Genomic DNA, 24,040 nt, shown 5'->3' on the forward strand with positions numbered 1-24,040 from the left:
TCGAGATGGGCACCCGGTGGACGCGCCACATTGGGGCAGGTCAGGAGCCAGACCTAGCCTCTGCCGAGATCAGGCGTTCCGGTGACGAGATCACGATAGGTGAGTCATCCATGACCGAAAGCGCACGCGAGTCGGGCGACACCGGAGCGGACATCGCCCTCGTCGGGATGGCCGGCCGGTTCCCCGGCGCCCCGGACGTCCGCCGACTGTGGACGAACCTGCGGTCCGGTGTCGAGTCCATCTCCCGGTTCACCGACGAGGAGCTGCGCGCCGCCGGGGTGCCCGCCGACCAGCTCGCCGACCCCGACTACGTGCGCGCCGGGTCCGTGCTCGACGACATCGACCTCTTCGACGCCGGGTTCTTCGGCTACACGCCCCGGGAGGCCCAACTGCTGGACCCGCAGCAGCGGCTGTTCCTGGAGAGCTCCTGGCACGCCCTGGAGGACGCCGGCGTCGACCCGGCCCGGTTCGACGGCACCATCGGCGTCGTGGGCGGGGCCGCGCTGAGCACCTACCTGACCCACCACCTGCTCGGCCACCCCGACCTGCTGGAACTGCTCGGGCAGGTCCAGGTGGGACTGGCCAACGACAAGGACTCGCTGGCCACCCGCGTCGCCCACGCCCTCGGCCTCACCGGACCCGCCTACGCGGTGCAGAGCTACTGCTCCACCTCGCTGGTCGCGGTGTCCCTCGGCTGCTCCACCCTCCTCGCCGGCGAGGCGGACCTCGTCCTGGCCGGCGGCGTCACCGTCTCCCTGCCCCACCGGGTCGGCTACCTCTACCAGGAGGCGGGCATGTCCTCCCGGGACGGCAGCTGCCGGGCCTTCGACGCCACCGCCACCGGAACCCCCGTCGGCAGCGGCGTCGGCGTCGTCGCGCTGCGCCGGCTGGAGGACGCGCTCGCCGACGGCGACCGCGTCCACGCCGTCATCCGGGGCTGGGCGGTCAACAACGACGGCTCCGACAAGGTCGGGTTCACCGCCCCCGGCGTCGCCGGACAGGCCGCCGTCGTCGCCGAGGCCCTCGCCGCCGCCGGGCTCGAACCCGCCGACCTCGACTACCTGGAGGCCCACGGCACCGGCACCCCCCTCGGGGACGCCGCCGAGATCTCCGCGATCCAACAGGTCTTCGACACCGAGGGCGTGCGGCTGCGCATCGGCTCGGCCAAGACCAACCTCGGCCACCTCGACCGCGCCGCCGGCGTCACCGGCCTGATCAAGACCGCCCTGGCCCTGCGCCACGAGGAGATCCCCGCCACCCTCCACCTCACCACCCCCAACCCGCAGCTGGCCCGCTCCGGCGACCGCATCCGCGTCGTCACCGACCGCCAGCCCTGGCCCCGGTCGTCCCGGCCCCGGCGGGCCGGGGTGAGCGCCTTCGGCATGGGCGGCACCAACGCCCACGTCGTCCTCGAGGAACCGGCGGACACCACCCCGACCGCCCCGCTGCCCGCCCGCCGCCACCAGGTGTTGGTCTGGTCCGGGCGGGACGCCGCCGCCGCCGACGAGTCCACCGCCCGCCTGGCCACCTACCTCCAGGGCACCCCCGACCTGCCCTCGGCCGCCTACACCCTCCAGACCGGCCGGGCCGTCCTGGAACACCGCAGGGCCGCGGTCGTCACCTCCGCCAGCGACGCCGCCGACGCGGTGACCACCCAGGCGGCCCAGCGGCTGTCCACCCGGGTCGACGCCACCACCGGCCGTACGACCGGTTTCCTGCTCGCCGGGGTCGGCGAGCACTACCGGGGCATGGTCGCCGGCCTCCACCGCACCGAACCCGTCTTCGCCGAGGCACTCGACGCCTGCCGCGCCGTGTTCGCCCGCCACCTCGACGGCGACCCCGTCGAGGAACTGCTGCGGGACCGGGAGACCGGCGGGAACGACCTCGCCCGGTTGCTGGGCCGGGACACCGGGCCCGCCGCCGCCGCCGACGACGACGGGGACCTGGCCCGCACCGAGATCGTGCAGCCGGCCATGTTCGCCGTCGACTACGCCCTGGGCCAGCTCGTGTCCTCCTGGGGAGTGCGGCCCCGCGTCCTGCTCGGCTACAGCATCGGCGAGTTCGCCGCCGCCTGCCTCGCCGGCACCCTCACCCTCGACGAGGCCGCCAGCCTCGTCGCCGTCCGCGCCACCCTCATCTCCCGGCTCCCCCGGGGCGCGATGGCCGCCGTCCCGCTGTCCTCGGACGAACTGCGCCACCGGTACGGCACCACCGGCCTGGGGGTGGACATCGCCGCCGAGAACGGGCCGAGGTTCGTCGTCGTCTCCGGGGCCACCGACGCCGTCGACCAACTCGCCGACCGCCTCGCCCGCGACGGGGTCCCGCTGCGCCGGCTCCGTACCCGCCACGCCTTCCACTCGGAGGCCCTGCGACCGGTCGCCGACGACCTCACCGACTGGGCGCGGCGCAACCTGAGCCCCCGGCCCCCCACCATCCCCTACCTGTCCAACGTGACCGGTCAACTCGTCACCGAGTCGCAGCTGGCCGACCCCGGCTACTGGGCCCAGCACATGGTGAGCACCGTCCGCTTCGCCGACATGCTCGGCACCGTCCTGGCCGGCGGGGACGACGTGCTCCTCGAACTGGGACCAGGCCAGTCCCTCGGCGCGATGGCCCGCAACCACCCGGACTGCGAGCCGAGGCGCTGGCCGCTGCTCGTGCCCACCCTGCCCGCCGAGGCCGACCCGGCCACCGACGAGGCCGTGCTGGCCAACGCCGTCGCCCAACTGTGGCTCGCCGGTGCCGACGTCGACTGGGCCGCCTACCACCGGGGCCGGGGCGCCAGGAAGACCACCGTCCCCGACTACCCGTTCCAGCGCCGCCGGTACTGGATCGAGGCCAGCCCCGCCACACCCCCGGGCCCCACCACCCGGCCGGGCGCGGCCCCCGACCCGGCCGGCCACACCCCCGGCCGCGCCGCCGGGACACCACCCCCCGCCACCCGAACCCCCACCGCCACTGGTGGCCCGGAGATCCTGCGGCCGCACTGGACACCGGCGCCGCTGCCGGCCACCCCGCCACCCGCCCCGACCGGTCCGGTGTGGATCCTCGCCGACGACCGGGGGATCGGCGCCGCCCTCGCCGACCGCCTGCCCGACCACACCTGCGTGCTGGTCCACCCCGGCGAGGAACCCGACGAGGACAACGGGGTCCTCCGCCCCGACGACCCCGCCGACTACCGGCGGCTGCTGGACCGCACCGGGCTCCCGGCGGCCGTCGTCCACCTGTGGGGCGTCGACACCCGCACCGCCGGGGACGCCACCCACGCACTCCGCCTGGGCTTCGACAGCCTGCGCGCGCTGGCCACCGCCCTCGGCGCCGCCGCCGGGGCCCCGCTGCCGGTCACCGTGGTCACCGACTCCGCCCGCGCCGTCGCACCGGGCGACGTGCCCGTCGCCGAACGCGCCACCGCCTTCGGCGCCTGCCTGGTCATCCCCCAGGAGTACCCGTCGCTGCTGGTGCGGGCGGTCGACGTCCGGCTGCCCACCGAGGACCTGCCCGCCCTCGTCGCCGCCGAGATGTGGGCGACCGGGACGGACCGCTTCGTCGCCCACCGCGACGGCGTCCGCTCCACCCTGGACCACCGGCCGGCCGAGCCCGCCGACACCCCCACGCCGTGGCGGCCCCGCGCCGACGGCGTCACCCTGGTCACCGGCGGCCTCGGCGCGGTCGGACTCCGCCTCGCCGCCCGCCTCGGCGGCCACGTCGTCCTCACCACCCGCCGCGCGCTGCCCGCCCGCGAGGACTGGCCCGCCGTCCTCGACGCCGCCGAGGACCCCGCGCTGCGCGCCCGGCTGCGCGGCCTCACCGACCTCGCCGAGCAGGGCGCCAGCGTCGAGGTCGCCACCGTCGACATCACCGACGAGGACGCCATGCGCGCCCTGGTCACCACCCTGACCCACCGCCACGGCCGCCTCGACGCCGTGATCCACCTCGCCGGCCTCACCGACCCGGCCGCGTTCGGGGTGCTCGCCGAACTCGACCCCGCGGTGCGGGCCCGCCACTTCGCCCCGAAGGTGCGAGGCACCCGCGTGCTCGAACGGGTCCTCGCCGACGTCGACGTCGACCGCTGCGTGCTGTTCTCCTCGATCTCCACCACCCTCGGCGGCATCGGCTTCGCCGCCTACGCCGCAGCGAACTCCTTCCTCGACGCCGTCGCCGCCCGCAACACCGGCTGGAGCGCCATCAACTGGGACACCTGGGCCAGCACCGCCGACGCCCTCCGCGACCAGGACTTCGGCAGCAGCCAGGTCGAGCACTCCCTCACCGAGGACCAGGCGCTGACCGCCCTCGACCGGGTGCTCGCCGCCCCCGTCACCCGCACCCTGGTCAGCGCGGGCGACCTCGCCGGCCGGATCCGGCAGTGGGTCGACCAGGGCGACGACCCGACCACCCCCGGGGACCGGTTCCCCCGCCCCGACCTCGCCCAGCAGTTCGTCCCGCCCCGGGGAGAGGTGGAACGCCGCCTGACCAAGGTGTGGGAGGACGTGCTCGCCATCGACGGGGTCGGCTCCCACGACAACTTCGCCGACCTCGGCGGCACCTCCCTGATGGCCCTGCAACTGGTCAAACGGGTGCAACGCGTGTTCGGCATCGCGCTCTCCGCCGTGTCGCTGTTCGAGGCCCCCAACGTGCGCACCATGGCCGCCCTGCTGGAACGGGCCGGTGGCACGGCCGAGGAGGAACCAGCCGACCCGCCCCCGGCCCCCGCCCCCGACCCGACCGGGGCCCCCGACCCGATCGCCGTCGTCGGCATGGCCGGCCGTTTCCCCGGCGCCCCCGACCTGGGCACCTTCTGGGCCAACCTCGCCGCCGGCGTGGAGTCCGTCACCGAGTTCACCGAGGACGAACTCCGCGCCTCCGGCGTCCCCGAGGCCGACATCCACTCACCGGACTACGTGCCCCGCCGGCCCGTCCTCGACGACATCCGGGGTTTCGACGCCGAGTTCTTCGGCTACAGCCCCCGCGACGCCAGCATCACCGACCCGCAGCACCGGCTGTTCCTGGAGTGCTGTTGGGAGGCCCTGGACGACGGCGGCTACGGCTCCGCCCGGGGTCGCGACCGCGTCGGGGTGTTCGGTGGGTCGAACCTCAGCGCCTACATGGCCCGCCGGCAGGACGCCGTCCGTGACGGCGGCGAAGCCGACCTGTACGCCTCGCTGATCGGCAACGACAAGGACTCCCTGGCCAGCGGGGTGTCCTACAAGCTCGGCCTCACCGGGCCCAGCATCAGCGTCCAGACCTTCTGTTCCACCGCCCTGGTCGCCCTGCACCTGGCCTGCCAGAGCCTGCGGGCCCGCGAGTGCGAACTCGCCCTCGCCGGCGGTGTCGCCATCCACGTGCCCGACCGGGTCGGGCACCGCTACCAACCGGGCGGCATGGAATCCCCCGACGGCCACGTCCGCACCTTCGACGCCGCCGCCGCCGGGACCCTCTTCGGGGACGGCGCCGGCGTGGTGCTGCTCAAACGGCTCGCCGACGCCCTCGCCGACGGGGACACCGTCCACGCCGTCATCCGGGGCTCCGCCGTGAACAACGACGGCTCCCTCAAGGTCGGCTACACCGCGCCCAGCGTCGTCGGCCAGGCCCGCGTCGTCTCCGACGCCCTGCGGGCCGCCCGGGTCCGCCCGGAACAGGTCGGCTACGTCGAGGCGCACGGAACCGCGACCGAACTCGGCGACCCGATCGAGGTGGCGGCGCTGGCCAGGGCGTTCGGCGAAGGCCCCCCTCGCCAGTCCTGCCCCATCGGGTCGGTCAAGACCAACATCGGGCACCTGGCCGCCGCGGCGGGGGCCAGCGGGCTGATCAAGACCGTGCTGGCCCTGCGGAACCGCCAGCTCCCCCCGAGCCTGCACTTCACCACCCCCAACCCGGAGATCGACTTCCAGGCCAGCCCCTTCCACGTCACCACCGCCCTCACCGACTGGACCCCACCGCCCGGCGGCCGGCGCATCGCCGGCGTCAACTCGCTGGGCATGGGCGGCACCAACGTGCACGTCGTCGTCGAGGAGGCCCCCGACCCCGAGCCTCGGCCCGGCACCGGCCACCGCCGCTACCAGCTGGTGCCGCTCTCCGGGCGCACCGCCGAGAGCGCGGACGCCGCCGTCGACCGGCTCCGCGACCACCTCGCCGCCCACCCCGGACTGGACCTGCGGGACGTAGCCCACACCCTCCAGGTCGGTCGGGAGACCTTCGAACACCGGCGGGCCCTCGTGGTCTCCGCCACCGACGACCTCGCCGCGGGAGGCACCGCGCCGGCCACCCCCCTCCTCCGCCGCGACCCGGCCCGGGACCGCCCGGTGGCGTTCCTGTTCGCCGGCGTCGGCGAGCAGTACCCCGGCATGGTCCGGGAGCTGTACCACCGCGAACCCCGGTTCCGCGCCACCGTCGACGAGTGCGCCGCCGAGCTGGCCGACCTCGTCGACGTCGACGTCGTCGCCCTGCTCACCGGGCCCCGCACCGGCCCGGACAGCCCGGAAGCCAGCGAGCTCACCCGCACCGAGGTCGCCCACCTCGCGGTGTTCGTCGCCGAGTACGCCCTCGCCAGGCTGTTCCTCGACTGGGGCGTCACCCCCGCGGTGATGCTCGGCTACTCCCTGGGGGAGTACGTCGCAGCCTGCCTGTCCGGTGTGCTCAGCACCCGCGACACCCTCCGGCTCCTCGTCCACCGCGCCGCCCTCATCGACACCCTGCCCGGCGGGGCGATGCTCACCGTCGCGTTGGCACCGGACACCCTCGACCGGCGGTTCGGCCCCCTGGCCGACCGGGGAGTGGACGTGTGCGCCGTCAACGGCGAGGAGATGACCGTCGTCGGCGGCACCGTCGAAGCGGTGGACGCCCTCACCCGCCTGCTCGACGAGGCCGGGGAACCGCATCGCCGGTTCCCCAGCGCCCACGCCTACCACTCCCGCCTGCTGCGCCCCGCCCACGAGGAGCTCACCCGCTGGGTGGCCGAGAACCTGAGCCCCCGCCCACCCCGCATCCCCTACCTGTCCAACGCCACCGGCGCCCCGGTGACCGCCGACCAGGTCACCGACCCCGAGTACTGGGCACGGCACATGGTGTCCACCGTGCGGTTCGCCGACGGGCTCGGACACCTGCTGGCCGACCCCGACCTGGTGCTGCTGGAACTCGGCCCGGGCCGGTCCCTGGGCGCGATGGCCCGCGCGCACCCGGACTGCGACCGCGACCGGGGCCCGCTGATCGTGCCCGTCCTCCCGGCCGCCGTCGACACCGACGCCGACGACCACACCCTGATGGGCGGCCTCGCCCGGCTCTGGCTGTCCGGAGTGGACCTCGACTGGTCCGCCCACCACCACGGCGAGGCCCGCCGGGTCCCACTGCCCTCCTACCCGTTCCAGCGGCGGGAGTACTGGCTGGAGGAGTCCCCCCGGGCCAGCCACCCCGGCTCCCCGGCACCGGAGGGCGCACCGCTGGACATCAGCGCCCTGCCCCTGCTGGAGGAGCCGGACTGGCTGCACACCGAGGTGTGGCGGCAGACCCCACCCCGGCCCACCCCACCCCCGGCCGCCCGGTGGCTGCTGCTGGTCGACGACCCCGACGCCCCGCTCACCCGGTCCCTCGCCGAGTCCCTGCGCGCCGCCGGCGGCACCGTCCGCTTCGCCCGCCCCGACGACGACGCGACCGAACCCCGCTGGGACGGCGACACCGCCACCCTCCGCCCCGGCGACGCCGACCAGCTGCGGGCCGCGCTGCGCCACACCCGCGAACTCGACGAACTCCCCGACCGCGTCGTCCACCTGTGGTCGCTCCCCGACCACGCCGCCGACGGCGACCAGGCGCACGACCCCGCCGGCGCCGTGGACACCGCCCTCACCCGGGGCCTGCACACCCTCGTCGGCCTCGCCGTCGCCTTCCGCGACCTCGGCTCCACCTCCTGGGCGCTGGACGTCGTCACCTCCGGGGTCTGCTCCGCCACCGGCACCGAGGCGCTGCGACCGGCCTGGGCCACCCTCACCGGACCCGTGCGGGTCGTACCGCTGGAATACCCGGGCGTCACCTGCCGGCTGGTCGACCTGGACCCCGCCGAACCTGCCGCGTCGCCCCGACTGGCCAGGGCCCTCACCGCCGAACTCGCCGCCGACCCCGCCGACCCGGTGGTCGCCCTGCGCGGCGGGCGCCGCTGGCTGCCCGAGCACGACCGGATCCCCCCAGCCCAGCCCGACACCGACGCGCGGACCACCGCCGGCCAGGGCGCGCCGCGGGAACGGGGCGTCTACCTCGTCACCGGCGGGCTCGGCGGCATCGGCCTGGCGATGGCCGAACACCTGGCCACCACCTGCCAGGCCCGGCTCGTCCTCTTCGGACGCACCGGCCTCCCACCCCGCGACACCTGGGACGACATCCTCGCCGACCCCCGCACCGGCGAGGAGGTGCGCCGCCGCGTGGCCGGCGTCCGACGCCTGGAAGGCACCGGCGCCGAAGTCCTCGTCGTCACCGGCGACGTCAGCCTCCCCGAGGACACCGACCGGGCCGTCCGCGCCGCCCTCGACCGCTTCGGCGCGCTGCACGGCGTGCTGCACGCCGCCGGCGTCCCCGGCATCGGGCTCATGCAGTTCAAGACCCGGGCCGAGATGGCCAGGGTGCTCGCCCCCAAGGTCGCCGGCACCCTCGCCCTGACCCGCGCGCTGCGCGCCGTACCCGACCTGGACTTCCTCGTCCTGTTCTCCTCCATCACCGCCACCACCGGCGGCGGACCCGGCCAGGTCGACTACTGCGCCGCCAACGCCTTCCTCGACGCCCACGCCAGGGACCCCCGCCGCGCCACCGAGCCGTGGCGCACCCTCTCCGTCGGCTGGGGGGAGTGGCGGTGGAACGCCTGGGAGGCCGGCCTCGCCGGCTACGACTCCGCGCTCCAGGACTACTTCCGGGCCAACAGGGCCCGCCTCGGCATCGACTTCGACGCCGGCTGGCGCTCCCTGCTGCGCGCGCTGGCCACCGACCAACCCCACGCGGTCGTCAACACCCAGGACTTCACCACCCTGGTCCGCGCCAGCTCCCAGTTCACCGTCGACGCCGTCAACGGACCCCGCCCCACCGACCAGCCGAGCCCCCGCCACCCCCGCCCCGACCTCGTGACCCCCTACGTCGCCCCCACCGGCGACGTCGAGACCGCCGTCGCCGAGGTGTGGGCCGAGGCCCTCGGACTGGACCGCGTCGGCGCCCAGGACGGCTTCTTCGACCTCGGCGGCAACTCGCTGGTCGGCATCAAGGTGCTGGCCGACATCCGCCGACGCCTCGACGTCGACGACCTCGCCCCCCACGTCCTGTACCAGGCGCCGACCGTCGGCGCCCTGGCCCAACTGATCGCACCCGACCAGGCGCCCCCGAGCCCGGCCGTGACCGAAACCGGCGGCGACCGAGGCCAACGGCGGCGCGCCGGTCTGCGCGCGGCGCAGCGGAGGAAGAACGCATGAACGAGGTGGACATGCCCGAGGACGACACCCGGATCGCGATCGTCGGCATGACCGGCCGCTTCCCCGGCGCGGGCACCGTCGAACAACTGTGGAGCAACCTCACCGGCGGCCCGACGGCGATCCGGGAGATCACCGAGGAGGAACTCGCCGCCGCCCGCGTCCCACCCGCCATGCTCGCCAACCCGCAGTACGTGCGACGCGGCGCCCCCCTGGACGACCCGGGGCTCTTCGACGCCTCCTTCTTCGGGTTCAGCGCCCGGGAGGCCGAGGCCACCGACCCCCAGCACCGGTTGTTCCTCGAATGCTGCTGGGAGGCCCTGGAATCCGCCGGCTACCAGCCCAACCGGGTCCCCGGCCGGGTCGGGGTCTTCGGCGGCGTCGGCCACAGCTTCTACGGGCTGCGGCACGTCCTGGCCAGCCCCGAGGTCATGGACACCATCACCCGAGGCCAGTACGCGATGGGCACCGCCCCCGACTCGCTGTGCATGGTCGTCTCCTACCGGCTCGGCCTCGACGGCCCCGTGTTCTCCGTCCAGTCCTCCTGCTCGACCTCCCTGGTCGCCGTGCACGTCGCCGTGCAGAGCCTGCTCACGCAGGAGTGCGACACCGCGCTGGCCGGGGCGTCCCGCATCGAGGAACCCGTCCCCGAGGGCTACCTGTTCGAGGAGGGATCGCTCACCAGCCCCGACGGGATCGTGCGCAGCCTCGACGCCGACGCCAACGGCACCGTGCTGGGCAACGGCGTCGGCGTCGTCGTCCTCAAACGACTCACCGACGCCCTCGCCGACGGCGACCACGTGCACGCCGTGATCCTCGGCAGCGCCGTGAACAACGACGGCTCCGCCCGGGCCGGCCTGGTCGCCCCCTCCGTCGAGGGCCAGTCCACCGTGATCAGCGACGCCATGTCCGTGGCCGGGGTCGACCCCGGCGAGATCGACTACGTCGAGTGCCACGCCCCCGGCACCCGGCTCGGGGACTCCGTCGAACTGGCCGCGCTGGACCGGGCCTTCCCCACCGCCCGCGACACCCCCTGCGTGCTGTCCTCCACCAAACCCGACCTCGGGCACCTCGACCGGGCCTCCGGCATGGCCGGGCTCATCAAGGCCGCCACCGCCGTGGAACGGGCCCAACTCCCCGCGACCCGAGGCTTCCGGCAGCCCAACACCGCCCTGCCCCGCGACCGGTTCCGCGTCCTCACCACCTACCAGCCCTGGACTACCCCCGGCGACACCCCCCGCCGCGCCGGGGTCAGCTCCTTCGGCGCGGGCGGGACCAACGCGCACGTCGTCCTGGAACAGGCACCGCCCCGACCCGCCGCCGACCCCCTCCCCGGGCCGCACGTGCTCGTCCTGTCCGCCCGCACCGCCACGGCCCTGACCGCCGCCCGGCTGGCCCTGCGGGACCGCCTGGCCGACGGCACCCTCACCGACACCGACCTGGGCGACGTCGCCTACACCCTCCAGCTCAGCCGCGCCGGCTTCGGCCACCGCCTGGTGTGCGTCGCGGACGACCTCGCCGACGCGGTGGCCGCCCTCGACGACCCCACCCGCCACCGCACCGCCCACCCCTCGTCGCGCGGCGCCCCAGCGACGCGGCCAGACACCCTCACCACCGCCGCCGACCAGTGGCTCGACGGGGCCGACGTCGACTGGGCCGCCCTGCACCGGCGCACCGTCCGCCGCGTCCCCCTGCCCACCTACCCGTTCGAACGGCGGGAGTACTTCATCCCCCGCCCCGCGTTGGGAGCGGCCGCCGCCCGCGAGGACGCCGGACTGCCCGGCCACCGTCTGCCCGACCCCGCCGACTGGATCAACCACCCCTCGTGGCGCCGCGTCCCCCTGCCCTCGGTCCGCGACCCCGGGCACGCCCGCGCCCTCGGCCCGTGGCTCGTCGTCGCCGACGACGAGGTCGGCGCGGCAGCAGCCGCCCTGCTGCGCGCCGACGGAGCCGAGGTCGCCCTCGTCGACCCCGCCACCGTGGCCACCCCGACGGACGCCGCCGCGTTCCTGCGCGAACACGGCCGCCCCCGCGCCGTCCTGCACACCGCCAGCCTCGCCGCGCCCCGCCCCGAGGACCCCGCCGCCCGGTTCGCCGCCGCCCAGGACCGCGGGTTCCACTCGGTCCGCGCCCTGGCCAAGGCCCTCTCCGAACACCCCGCCCCCGGCGACGTGGACCTGCTGGTGTGCACCGGCGGCGCCGTCAACGCCACCACCCACGACCTCACCGCCCCCGAACAGGCCACCCTGCTCGGCCTGCTGCGCGTCATCGCCCAGGAGGTCGGCGACCTCGACTGCCGGCTCATCGACGTCGACGTCACCGGCTGCGCGGCCGCGCTCGGCGGGACGCGGGAACTCGCCGCCGCCGTCCTCACCGAACTCGGGGTGGACCTCGTCGAACCGGTCGCCCTCCGAGGCACCGACCGCTGGGTCCGCCACTTCGACCGGCTCCCGCTGCCCGCCCCACCCGCCCGGGGACGCCGCATCCCCGAGGGCGGCACCGTCCTCATCACCGGCGGCCTCGGCGCCGTCGGCCAGATCCTCGCCGAACACCTGGTGACCACCCGCCACACCCGCCTCGTCCTCACCGCCACCACCCCGCTGCCCCCCGAGGACCAGTGGGACGAGCACCTCGCCCACCACGACCCGGCCAGCGACCGCACCGCCCAGCACATCACCACCCTGCGTCGCCTCACCGGCCTCGGCGCCGACGTGCTCGCCCTCGCCGCCGACGCCGGCGACCCGGTGGCGATGGCCGCCGCGCTCGACGTCGCCCGCCAGCGCTTCGGCCCCCTCGACGCCGTCATCCACGCCGCCGGCACCATGCGCTCCGACCGGTACGGGCCCGTCGTCGACCTCGACCGCGCCGCCTGCGAGGAACACTTCCACTCCAAGGTCACCGGGCAACGGGTCCTGCACGACCTGCTCCACGAAGGGGAGGCACCCGTCCGGCTCGCCGTCTCCTCGATGTCCACCCTCCTCGGCGGGCTCGGCCACGGCCCCTACGCCGCCGCCAACTCCGCCCTCGACGCCCAGTCCGTCGCGCTCACCGACACCACCCCGGCACGCTGGCAGACCGTCGACTGGGACACCTGGCTCACCGACGGCGTCGACCCGCGCACCCTGGCACCGGCCATCCGCGACTACACCCACGACCGGGCCGAGGGCACCGACCTGTTCGAACGGGCGCTGTCCCTGTTCGACCGGGCCCCGCACCTGGTCGTCTCCTGCGGCCCCCTCGACGAACGCATCACCAACCTCACCGACTCCCGGGGCGCCGACAAGGCCCCCACCCTCCGCCACCCCCGCCCCGAACTCGACATCCCCTACGAGGAACCCACCCCCGGCGACGAAACCCACCTCGCCGCCATCTGGTGCGAGGTCCTCGGCCTCGACCGCGTCGGCGCCAACGACGACTTCTTCGACCTCGGCGGCCACTCCCTCGCCGGTGTCCGGGTCATGACCCGCGTCCGCGCGCGCTTCGGCGGCACCAAGGCCGACGTGCTGATCGCCAACCCGACCGTGCGGCGCCTGGCCACCGCCCTCGCCGCCACCGCAACCGCAGGAACAGGAGACCAACCGTGACCCACGTCGGTGTGGTCGGCGCCGGAGTCATGGGGGCCGGCGTCGCGCAGAACCTCGCACGCCACGGGCACCCCGTCGTGCTCGTCGACTCCGATCCCCACGCCCTCACCAGGGCCAGGGAGATTATCGACCGCGACTGCCGGATGTCCCGCTTCCTCGGCGGCCCCGACCTCGACGCCGAGGAGGTCCTCGGGCGCATCACCACCAGCGAGGACCTCGCCGCGCTCGCCGACACCGAGGTCGTCATCGAGAACATCACCGAGAGCTGGGACCTCAAGAAGGACCTCTACCCCCGGCTGGACGCGGCCGTCCGCGCCGACGCCGTGTTCGTCGCCAACACCTCCGCCATCCCCATCACCCGGCTCGCCTCGCTCACCCGCCGGCCCCGGCGGTTCGTCGGCGTGCACTTCATGAACCCGGTGCCGATGAAACCCGCCGTCGAGATCATCCCCGGCGAACACACCTCCGCCGAGGCACTGGCCACGGTGCGGGCCCTGCTCGACTCCATCGGCAAGAAGGCCATCCCCGTCAACGACGCCTGCGGATTCGTCTCCAACCGCGTCCTCATGCTCACCGTCAACGAGGCCGCGTTCCTCGTCCACGAGGGAGTCGCCGACGCCGCCACCGTCGACGAGGTGTTCCGCAGCTGCTTCGGCCACCCGATGGGACCACTGGAGACCGCCGACCTCATCGGGGTCGACACCATCCTGCACAGCGTCGAGGTCCTCCACGACCACTTCGCCGACAGCAAGTACCGGCCCTGCCCGCTGCTCAAACGCATGACCGACGCCGGGCACCACGGCCGCAAGACCGGCCGGGGCTTCTACACCTACGACGGCGCCGCCGCGCCGGCCAACCCCTGACCCGCCACCCCAGGAGGACCCAGACCCATGGCCCAGGACGTCCGCGCCGAGGTCCGCCAGTTCATCACCGGCCGTTTCCCCCAGATCACCCTCGACGACGACCAGGACATCTTCGCCCTGGGGTTCGTCAACTCCCTGTTCGCGATGGAACTCGTCATGTTCGTCGAGCAGCGACTCGGCGTCCGGGTGCCCAACGACGAACTCCGCCGGGAGAACTTCAGCTCGGTCACCGCCATCGCCGCCCTGGTCGACAGGGTCGGCACCGGCACCGAGGCCACGGCGGGCTGAGCCGTGACCGCCGCCGACACCCGAGAACCCGCGCCACCGACCGCACCCGACCCGACCCTGGTCCGCGACTTCGTCGACACCGAGATCCGCCCCAGGGTGGAACGGTACGACGAGGACGAACGGGTACCCGACGACCTGCTGCGCCGCGTCACCGAACTCGGCCTGTGGGCCCCGTTCCTCCCCGAGGAGCACGGCGGCACCGGCACCAGCACGGCCACCCTCGCCCGGATCCACGAGGAGATCGGCCGGGGCTGCTCCTCCCTGCGCAGCCTGCTCACCGTGCACGGCATGGTCAGCTGGTCGGTGTGGCGCTGGGGCGACCAGGGCCAGCGGGACCGCCTGCTGCCCGGACTCGCCGCCGGCCGGCCGCTCGCCGCCTTCTGCCTCACCGAACCGGAGGGAGGCAGCGACACCTCCGTCGCCGCCACCCGCGCCGAACCCGACGGCGACGGCTGGGTCCTCACCGGGCACAAGAAGTGGATCACCGGCGGGCAACTGGCCCGACTCCTCCTCGTCTTCGCCGGCACCGGGGAGGCGATGACCGCGTTCCTCGTCCCCGCCGACGCCCCCGGCGTCACCGTCACGCCCCTCTCGGGCGTCCTCGGCACCCGCGCCAGCATGCTCGCCGAGATCCGCTTCGACGACGTCCGGCTCGGCCCCGACGCCGTGCTCGGCCCACCCGGCTGGGCCGCCGCCACCGTGATGACCTCCGCCCTGGACCTCGGCCGGCTCAGCGTCGCCAGCGGCAGCGTCGGCATCATCTCGGCCGCCCTCGAAGCCTGCGCCGACCTCACCGCCACCCGCCCCTCCGGGGACGGCGTCCTGGCCGACCGCCAGCTCGTCCGCCGCATGCTCAGCGACATGATCACCAACCGGCGGGCCGCCCGCCTGCTGTGCGCCGAGGCCGGGCGGCTCAGGGACACCGACGACCCCGGCGTCATCACCGCCACCTGGGTCGCCAAGTACTTCGCCGCCACCGCCGCCGCCCGCGCCGCCAGCGACGCCGTCCAGATCCACGGAGCCCTCGGCTGCGGACCGCGCTCCCCGGTCGCCCGGCTCTACCGCGACGCCAAGGTCATGGAGATCATCGAGGGCTCCACCGAACTCCAGCAGACCGCCATCGCCGACCACGCCCACCGGGAGGTAGCGCCGTGACCAGCACCCCGACCGCCGGCGAGGCCACGACCACCGCACCGACCTCCCGCCCCGGGCGGATCAAGTGCGTCGTGTGGGACCTGGACGACACCGTCTGGGAGGGCGTCCTGCTCGAGGACGAGCGGGTCACCGTCCGCCCCGAGGTCGTCGCCGAACTCCGCCGCCTCGACCAGCTCGGCGTCCTGCACTCCATCGCCAGCCGCAACGACCCCGACCTGGCCATGGACCGACTACGAGCAGAAGGGCTGGACCACTACTTCCTCCACCCGAAGATCACCTGGAACCCCAAGTCCTCCTCCATCGAACGCATCGCCGCTGACCTCAACATCGGCCTGGACGCCATCGCCTTCGTCGACGACCAACCCTTCGAACGCGAGGAGGTCCGCTTCGCGCTGCCCGAGGTGACCACCGTGGACGCCGCCGACATCACCGAGGTGCTGCGCCGCGACGAGTTCCACCCCCGTTTCGTCACCGACGAGTCCCGGCACCGCCGCGCCATGTACCAGAGCGCCGCCGTCCGCGACCAGGCCGAACAGGACCACCAGGGCACCAGCGAGGAGTTCCTGGCCACCCTCGACCTCCGCTTCACCATCTCCCGCGCCGAGGAGGCCGACCTCCAACGCGCCGAGGAACTCACCGTCCGCACCAACCAGCTGAACTCCACCGGCCGCACCTACTCCTACGAGGAACTCGACCGGCTCCGCCGCTCCGAGGACCACCTGCTGCTCGTCGCCGCGCTGACCGACCGCTACGGCGACTACGGCAAGATCGGCCTGGCCCTCGTCGAACGCGGCGACGAGGTCTGGCACCTCCGCATGATGCTGATGTCCTGCCGCGTGATGGCACGTGGCGTGGGAACCGTGCTGCTCAACCACGTCATGCGACTGGCGGGGGAGGACGGCGCCAGGCTGCGGGCGGATTTCGTGGAGACGGGCCGCAACCGCATGATGTACGTGACCTACGCCTTCGCCGGGTTCCGCGAACTCACCCGCGACGGCGACTCCGTGGTGTTCGAGTCCGACCTCGAGGTGGTGCAACCCATGCCCGGGTACCTGACGGTGGAGACACGATGACTGGTTCCCGCTGGTTGCCGTTCGGGGTTCCGGACCGCGCCGCGCCCCGGCTGTTCTGCTTCCCGCACGCCGGCGCCGGCGCCGCCGCCTTCGCCGAGTGGCGTCGACTGGCGCCCCCCGAGGTCCAGGTGTGCCCGCTCCAGCCTCCCGGCCGGGCCGAACGCATGGCCGAGACCGCGCACCACGACCTCGACGCGCTGCTGGACGACCTGCTCGACGACATCGGCGACGAGTTCACCGGCCGCTACGCGCTCTACGGGCACAGCATGGGCGCGCTGGTCGTGTTCGAACTGACCCGACGGCTCCGCGCCAGGGGAGCGACCCCACCGGCGCACCTGGTGGTGTCCGGTCGCACCGCCCCGCAGCGCCGCAACCCCCGGCGGGTCCTGCACACCTTGAGCACGGCGGAGTTGGTCCCCGAACTGCGGCGCATCGGCGGCACACCCGAGGAGGTCCTCACCGAACCCGCCCTGCTGGAACTGTTCCTCCCCACGCTGCGCGCGGACTTCGCCGTCAACGAGAACTACCGGTACGCCGAGCAGGCACCGTTGGACGTGCCGTTGACGGTGTTCGGTGGCGACGACGACCCCCGGGCCACCGAGGAGGAGCTGGGGGAGTGGACCGCGCAGGCCGGGGCCGGATGCACGGTCCGGGTCCTGCCCGGTGACCACTTCTTCCTGGTCCCGCACGCCAAGGAACTGGTGACCACCGCGACCGGGACGCTCCTGGGCTGACCCGGGTCGTGCCCGGACCGGGGCGCGGCCCGCCCCGGTCCGCGTGCCCCAGCCGGACGCGGGCTCCCGACCCCGTCACCCGCGTCAGGGTGCCGGTGCTCGGGTTCCTCCGTCTGGCTGGAACGGCTGCGCCCATCGGCGTGCCCGCCCCGGTCGGCCAGGACCCTCGCTCCCAGCGGCTCCGAAACATCGCCAGCCGCCCGTTGGGGGACCGGAGCGCGAACCGGACTGGCCGTGGTCACGGCCAGTCCGGGGCAGATCCGGTGCTTCTGGTCCCGCCGGAGACCGTGGGTGTCACCAGCGGGTTCGCGAGGAGGAAGGTGTCCGGCACCACGGGCGGGCCGATGAGCAGGAGCCGACCACCCGGATGCTCGCCGCGCGGCCGGCTACACCTTCCTGATCGTCTTCAGCGGCATACCGGTCCCCGTCACCGCCACCAGCGCTCCCGCCCTCCCGGCGGCCACCCTCGCCCCGGTGCCCCCAGGCCGTCGGGATCGGCGCGAGCGGGCGGTCGTCGATCTCACGGCGTGGGAGAAGCCGAGTGCGGGTGGGATGTCGTGTGCTGGTGGCGCCCAAGGTCGGCGCGGGGGCACCCGACCGAGCCGGGACACCGCACATGGTCCACAACGGACACGCCCTCGTCCTGGTCTCACCGGGCTATCGACATACTTTGACTTCCTACTATATGGTGTCCACGGAGCTCGTGAGGTGGGAGGAACCGGGGCGACCCGGAACGTCCCCACCCCCGTGACCGGCAACGACGCCACGTCGCGGACCACCGGCCCCGCCTGAGGGCGGAAGCCGGCGACGCTGGCAGGCGCCGGACCACCGGCCACCGGACCGCCGCCGCTCGTCCACGAGGAGGGAGAGCACCGCATGAGGAGCCCTCGTCGACCAGCCCGCCGCAGCACCCCACCGCCGGCCCGCCGGTAGCCCGGCCCCGCAACCCCACCCAGTCCCCGGTGGCGGGAGCCAGGCCCCACGCCCCGTCACCCCTTCGTGATCCAGCGCCAGGAAGAAGAGGTGACCCGCGTGACCGCAGAACTGCGCCACTTCCGGTCCGGAGAAACCGTCCCCGGCACCTCCGGTCGCTTCGCCGACGTCCACGACCCCAGCACCGGCGCCGTCCGGGCCCGCGTCCCCCTGGCCAGCGCCGACGAGGTCCACGCCACCGTCGCCGACGCGGCAGCCGCGCAACGGGAATGGGCCCGCTGGAACCCGCAGCGCCGCGCCCGCGTCCTGATGCGCTTCCTCGAACTCGTCCGCGCCGAACAGGACGACCTCGCCCGCCTGCTCTCCACCGAACACGGCAAGACCCTCGCCGACTCCCACGGCGACATCCAACGAGGCCTCGAGGTCGTCGAGTTCGCCGTCGGCATCCCCCACCTCCTCAAGGGCGAGTACACCGAGAGCGCCGGGACCGGCATCGACGTCTACTCCATGCGCCAACCACTCGGCGTCGTCGCCGGCATCACCCCGTTCAACTTCCCGGCCATGATCCCGCTGTGGAAGGCCGCCCCCGCCATCGCCTGCGGCAACGCCTTCGTGCTCAAGCCCTCCGAACGCGACCCGTCCGTGCCCCTGCGCCTGGCTGAACTCCTCATCGAGGCCGGGCTCCCGCCGGGCGTGTTCAACGTCGTCAACGGCGACAAGGAAGCGGTCGACGCCCTGCTCACCCACCCCACCATCCAGGCCGTCGGCTTCGTCGGATCCTCCGCCATCGCCGAGTACGTCTACGCCACCGCCGCCGCCCACGGAAAACGCGCCCAGTGCTTCGGCGGCGCCAAGAACCACCTCGTGGTCATGCCCGACGCCGACCTCGACCAGGCCGTCGACGCGCTCGTCGGCGCCGGCTACGGCTCGGCGGGGGAACGCTGCATGGCGGTCTCCGTCGCCGTCCCCGTCGGTCAGGCCACCGCCGACGCCCTCGTCGAACGGCTCGCCGACCGGGTCCGCGCCCTCCGCGTCGGCCCCGCACTCGACGACACCGCCGACTTCGGACCCCTCATCACCGCCGAGGCCGTCACCCGGGTTCGCGACTACGTCGACCTCGGGGTCAGCGAAGGCGCCACCCTCGTCGTCGACGGCCGGGACGTCACCGTCCCCGACCACGAGAACGGCTTCTACCTCGGCGGCTGCCTCTTCGACCACGTGCGCCCCGAGATGCGCATCCACCAGGAGGAGATCTTCGGACCCGTCCTCTCCGTCGTCCGCGCCACCGACTACGAGGACGCCCTCCGGCTCCCCAGCGAACACCAGTACGGCAACGGCGTCGCCATCTTCACCCGCGACGGCGACACCGCCCGCGACTTCACCTCCCGCGTCAACACCGGCATGGTCGGCGTCAACGTCCCCATCCCGGTGCCCATCGCCTACCACACCTTCGGCGGCTGGAAGCGCTCCGGATTCGGCGACCTCAACCAACACGGCCCCGACTCCATCCGCTTCTACACCCGCACCAAGACCGTCACCTCCCGCTGGCCCTCCGGAGCCAAGGAAGGCGCCTCCTTCGTCATCCCCACCATGCACTGAGGACCGACGATGCCACTCACCGACGAACAACGCGCGCTCCGCGAGACGGTCGCCGACTTCGCCACCGAACACCTCGAACCCCACGCCGTCCACTGGGACCAGACCAAGCACTTCCCCGTCGACGTGCTCCGCACCGCGGCCCAACTCGGCCTCGGCGGGGTCTGCGTCCGGGAGGACGTCGGCGGCTCCGACCTCACCCGCACCGACGCCGTCCTCATCTTCGAGGCACTGGCCACCGGCTGCCCCTCCATCGCCGGCTACGTCTCCATCCACAACATGGTCGCCCGCATGATCGACCAGTACGGGACCGACCAGCAGCGGCACCGCCACCTGCCCGCCCTCTGCCGCATGGACACCCTCGGCAGCTACTGCCTCACCGAACCAGACGCCGGCTCCGACGCCGCCGCGCTCACCACCCGCGCCCGCCGCGACGGCGAGCACTGGGTGCTCGACGGCGTCAAGCAGTTCATCTCCGGCGCCGGCACCTCCGGTGTCTACGTCGTCCTCGCCAGAACCGGCGGCCCCGGCGCCGCCGGGATCTCCGCGTTCCTCCTCGAACCCGACACCCCCGGCCTGTCCTTCGGACCCAACGAGGTCAAGATGGGGTGGAACGCCCAACCCACCCGGCAGGTCATCCTCGACGGCGCCCGAGTGCCCGCCGACGCCCTGCTCGGCGGCGAGGGCGGCGGGTTCCGCATCGCCATGTCCGCCCTCGACGGCGGCCGGCTCAACATCGCCGCCTGCTCCCTCGGCGGGGCAGAAGCCGCCCTCACCAAAGCGGTCCGCCACCTCACCGAACGCTCCGCGTTCGGTGGCCGCCTCGCCGACGCCCAGGCACTCCAGTTCCGCCTGGCCGACATGCGCACCGAACTCGAAGCCGCCCGCACCCTGCTGTGGCGGGCCGCCGACGCCCTCGACCACGGCGAACCCGACGCCACCCCGCTTTGCGCGATGGCCAAGCGCTTCTGCACCGACGCCGGGTTCGACATCGCCAACCAGGCCCTCCAACTCCACGGCGGCTACGGCTACCTCACCGAGTACGGCATGGAGAAACTCGTGCGGGACCTGCGGGTCCACCAGATCCTGGAGGGCACCAACGAGATCATGCGGGTCATCGTCTCCCGCTGGATGCTGCGGGAGGCCGCCTGATGACCGACGTGCTCCGCACCGTGCGAGGCCACCTCGGCCGACTCACCCTCAACCGGCCGAAGGCCCTCAACGCGCTCACCCACGACATGGTCCGCGCCCTCCACGCCGCGCTCGACGACTGGGAGCACGACGACACCGTGCGCACCGTGCTCGTCGACGGAGCCGGGGACCGGGGGCTGTGCGCCGGCGGCGACATCCGCTCCATCCACGACGACGCCCGTGCCGGCGGCACCGCCTCCCTCGACTTCTGGGCCGACGAGTACCGGCTCAACGCCCGCATCGCCCGCTACCCCAAGCCCTACGTCGCCCTGATGGACGGCGTCGTCATGGGCGGCGGCGTCGGCATCTCCGCCCACGGCCGCCACCGCGTCGTCACCGAACGCTCCCGCATCGCCATGCCCGAGGTCGGCATCGGCTTCATCCCCGACGTCGGCGGCACCTACCTGCTCTCCCGCGCCCCCGGACAACTCGGCACCCACCTCGCCCTCACCGGGGCACCCGTCAGCGCGGCCGACGCCCTCCACTGCGGACTCGCCGACCACCACGTCCCCAGCGACCGCCTCGCCGACCTCACCGAAGCCCTCACCCAGGCACCCGCCGCCGAGGCCATCCGGGCGCACGCCACCCCGGCACCGGCCAGCGCACTCGCCGCCGACGCCGGCTGGATCGACCACTGCTACGCCGCCGGCACCGTCACAGACATCCTCCGGCGGCTCCGCGACCACGGCGGCCCCGCCGCCGAGGCCGCCGCCACCCTCGACACCAAGTCACCCACGGCCCTCGCCGTCACCCTGCGGGCACTCCGGTCGGCCGCCACCCTGCCCGACCTGGAGGCCGTCCTCCGCCAGGAGTACCGGACCTCCCGGGCCGCCCTGCGCTCCGCCGACCTCGTCGAGGGCGTGCGCGCCCAGATCATCGACAAGGACCGCTCCCCGCGCTGGTCACCGGCCACCCTCGCCGAGGTCGACGAGGCCACCGTGGCCGCCTACTTCACCGCAGACGACTCCGACGAAGCCAGGCTGGAAGGAGTGTGGTCCCGATGAGCGTCGCGTTCCTCGGACTCGGAAACATGGGCGGCCCGATGGCCGTCAACCTCGCCAGGGCCGGACAGCGGGTCGTCGGCTACGACCCCGTGCCCATGGCACGGGACCGCGTCTTCGCCGCCGGCGTGACCACCGTGGAGGAACCCGGGGCCGCCGTCGCCGACGCCGACGTCGTCATCACCATGCTGCCGGGCGGCGGCCACGTCCTGGACTGCTACCAGGAGGTGCTGCCCCTCGCCGCCCCCGGAGCGCTGTTCCTCGACTGCTCCACCATCGACGTCGCCGACGCCCGTGCCGCCGCCGAACTCGCCCTCGTCGCCGGCCACCCCGCCGTCGACGCCCCCGTCTCCGGGGGAGTCGTCGGGGCGGAGGCCGCCACCCTCACCTTCATGGTCGGCGGGGAGGACACCGCGTTCACCGCCGCCGAGCCCTACCTCCGGCTGATGGGGGCCAGGGCCATCCACTGCGGAACATCCGGCGCCGGCCAGGCCGCGAAGGTCTGCAACAACCTCATCCTCGGCGCCTCCATGATCGCAGTCAGCGAGGCCTTCGCCCTCGGAGAGAAACTGGGCCTGACCAACCAGGCCCTCTTCGATGTCGCCTCCACCGCCTCCGGCCAGTGCTGGGCGCTCACCACCAACTGCCCCGTCCCCGGACCGGTGCCCAAGAGCCCGGCCAACCGCGACTACGCGGGCGGCTTCGCCAGCGGCCTGATGCTCAAGGACCTCGGCCTCGCCATGGCCGCCGCCGAACAGACCGGCACCACCACCGCCCTCGGACGGCGGGCCGCCGAACTCTACGCGGCCTTCGTGGCCCAGGACGGGCCGGCGCGGGACTTCTCCGCCATCATCACCGCCATCCGCGACGGATCCCTCGACCCAGGCACGCCCGCCACCGCCGAGCCCGTCGTCGACGACACCCGCAACCAGGACGGAACCCCGTGAACGACCTCCACACCATCACCCTGGAACGGCCAGCCGACCGCGTCGCCCTCATCACCCTGAACCGCCCGAAGGCCAAGAACGCGCTCAACCTCCAGACCATGCGGGAGATCACCGACCTCACCGCCAGGCTGGACGCCGACCCCGACGTCGGCGCGATCATCATCACCGGTTCGGACACCGTCTTCGCCGCCGGCGCCGACATCAAGGAGATGCGCGACCTCACCTTCAGCGAGGTCCACGCCCAGGACTGGCTCGCAGGCTGGACCGCCCTCGCCGACGTCCGCACCCCCCTGATCGCCGCCGTCGCCGGCTACGCCCTCGGCGGCGGCTGCGAACTCGCCATGATGTGCGACCTGCTCATCGCCGCCGACAACGCCAAGTTCGGCCAACCCGAGATCACCCTCGGCGTCATCCCCGGCATGGGCGGCTCCCAACGCCTGACCCGGGCCGTGGGGAAGGCCAAGGCGATGGACCTGTGCCTCACCGGCCGCATGATGGACGCCGAGGAGGCCGACCGCTCCGGACTGGTGTCCCGGGTGGTCCCCACCGCGACCCTGCGGGAAGAGGCGCTCACCGCCGCCACCCGCATCGCCGGCTTCTCCGCCCCGGCGGTCGCGATGGCCAAGGAGGTCGTCAACCAGGCCTTCGAGACCGGCCTCGCCGAGGGCCTGCTCTTCGAACGCCGCGTCTTCCACTCCACCTTCGCCACCGAGGACCAGAAGGAGGGCATGGCCGCCTTCAGCGAGAAGCGCGCCCCCCAGTTCCGCCACCGCTGAGGGAGGGAAGGCCGCCGCCCGTCAGGCGCGGAGGGCTGTCCGCCGCCCGTGCCCTTGAGGCATCGCGGGCGAACGTGGGAACCTGGGTGAGGTGTCGCTAGGCTTGTTCGGGAGGTAGCGAACACCGACCCCGCCTCCGGGGAGCTGGCCGCCGGCCGCCGTGCCGATCCCGTGTGAGGTTCCCGAGGTGGAGATGCCAGAAAAAGTGAATGAAAACCGGGCCGGGTCGCGGTAAACCCGCAGGTCAAGAAGTGTCCTCCCCGCGCACGCGGGGCTGTTCCGCCTGAGAGGGCCGCCGCTTCGCGGGGCAGCAGGTCCTCCCCGCGCACGCGGGGCTGTTCCCCCCTCGGGGGCACCGGAGGCCACCACAAGGACGGTCCTCCCCGCGCACGCGGGGCTGTTCCTCCGCCGGCCTCGTGTTCGGCGGCGGCACCGCGGTCCTCCCCGCGCACGCGGGGCTGTTCC

At 73.9% G+C, this 24,040-nt stretch carries 12 protein-coding genes and 1 CRISPR repeat array (1 of these 13 cut by a window edge); all 12 genes read left to right on the forward strand.

Features of this window, described 5'->3' with window-relative positions:
* Positions 1-110: 110 nt before the first annotated feature.
* The 12 genes from ACOJVX_RS10915 to ACOJVX_RS10970 all read left to right on the forward strand — a co-directional run bounded on the left by ACOJVX_RS10915 (position 111) and on the right by ACOJVX_RS10970 (position 23,575).
* A complete protein-coding gene (locus ACOJVX_RS10915; protein ID WP_422647495.1) occupies positions 111-9,437 on the forward strand; it encodes an SDR family NAD(P)-dependent oxidoreductase in 9,327 nt (3,108 codons plus the stop codon).
* Positions 9,434-13,018: an SDR family NAD(P)-dependent oxidoreductase gene (locus ACOJVX_RS10920; RefSeq protein WP_422647496.1), complete on the forward strand. Its 3,585-nt coding sequence runs from the start codon at positions 9,434-9,436 to the stop codon at positions 13,016-13,018. The genes ACOJVX_RS10915 and ACOJVX_RS10920 overlap by 4 nt, the downstream gene beginning before the upstream one ends.
* A complete protein-coding gene (locus ACOJVX_RS10925) occupies positions 13,015-13,881 on the forward strand; it encodes a 3-hydroxyacyl-CoA dehydrogenase family protein (RefSeq protein WP_418153493.1) in 867 nt (288 codons plus the stop codon). Before ACOJVX_RS10920 ends, ACOJVX_RS10925 begins: the two co-directional genes overlap by 4 nt.
* A gap of 27 nt (positions 13,882-13,908) precedes the next feature.
* Positions 13,909-14,169 (forward strand): acyl carrier protein, encoded by a 261-nt coding sequence (locus tag ACOJVX_RS10930; RefSeq protein WP_030107145.1) that lies wholly within the window; start codon positions 13,909-13,911, stop codon positions 14,167-14,169.
* Between the two features lie 3 nt (positions 14,170-14,172).
* Positions 14,173-15,324 carry an acyl-CoA dehydrogenase family protein gene (locus ACOJVX_RS10935; protein WP_418153491.1) on the forward strand — a complete coding sequence of 384 codons (1,152 nt, stop codon included), beginning with the start codon at positions 14,173-14,175 and terminating at the stop codon, positions 15,322-15,324.
* Positions 15,321-16,397 carry an HAD-IIIC family phosphatase gene (locus ACOJVX_RS10940; protein WP_030107143.1) on the forward strand — a complete coding sequence of 359 codons (1,077 nt, stop codon included), beginning with the start codon at positions 15,321-15,323 and terminating at the stop codon, positions 16,395-16,397. Before ACOJVX_RS10935 ends, ACOJVX_RS10940 begins: the two co-directional genes overlap by 4 nt.
* Positions 16,394-17,131, forward strand: coding sequence for a thioesterase II family protein (locus tag ACOJVX_RS10945; RefSeq protein ID WP_026420152.1), 738 nt, complete (start codon positions 16,394-16,396; stop codon positions 17,129-17,131). Before ACOJVX_RS10940 ends, ACOJVX_RS10945 begins: the two co-directional genes overlap by 4 nt.
* A gap of 1,032 nt (positions 17,132-18,163) precedes the next feature.
* A complete protein-coding gene (locus ACOJVX_RS10950) occupies positions 18,164-19,663 on the forward strand; it encodes a CoA-acylating methylmalonate-semialdehyde dehydrogenase (RefSeq protein WP_026420153.1) in 1,500 nt (499 codons plus the stop codon).
* Between the two features lie 9 nt (positions 19,664-19,672).
* Positions 19,673-20,812 (forward strand): acyl-CoA dehydrogenase family protein, encoded by a 1,140-nt coding sequence (locus ACOJVX_RS10955; protein ID WP_026420154.1) that lies wholly within the window; start codon positions 19,673-19,675, stop codon positions 20,810-20,812.
* Positions 20,812-21,855, forward strand: a complete 1,044-nt coding sequence (locus ACOJVX_RS10960; protein ID WP_422647497.1) for an enoyl-CoA hydratase/isomerase family protein — start codon at positions 20,812-20,814, stop codon at positions 21,853-21,855. The genes ACOJVX_RS10955 and ACOJVX_RS10960 overlap by 1 nt, the downstream gene beginning before the upstream one ends.
* Entirely contained in the window at positions 21,852-22,799 is a 948-nt protein-coding gene (gene mmsB / locus ACOJVX_RS10965) for a 3-hydroxyisobutyrate dehydrogenase (RefSeq protein ID WP_030107139.1), read from the forward strand. The genes ACOJVX_RS10960 and mmsB overlap by 4 nt, the downstream gene beginning before the upstream one ends.
* On the forward strand, positions 22,796-23,575 hold the full coding sequence (locus tag ACOJVX_RS10970) for an enoyl-CoA hydratase (RefSeq protein ID WP_026420156.1): 780 nt from the start codon (positions 22,796-22,798) through the stop codon (positions 23,573-23,575). Before mmsB ends, ACOJVX_RS10970 begins: the two co-directional genes overlap by 4 nt.
* A 253-nt stretch (positions 23,576-23,828) precedes the next feature.
* Positions 23,829-24,040: a CRISPR direct-repeat array (repeat unit 28 nt; unit sequence GTCCTCCCCGCGCACGCGGGGCTGTTCC); it runs 365 nt beyond the window's last position.

The sequence above is a fragment of the Actinoalloteichus caeruleus genome, assembly GCF_049311605.1.
In the GTDB taxonomy this organism is placed as follows: Bacteria; Actinomycetota; Actinomycetes; order Mycobacteriales; family Pseudonocardiaceae; genus Actinoalloteichus_B; species Actinoalloteichus_B caeruleus.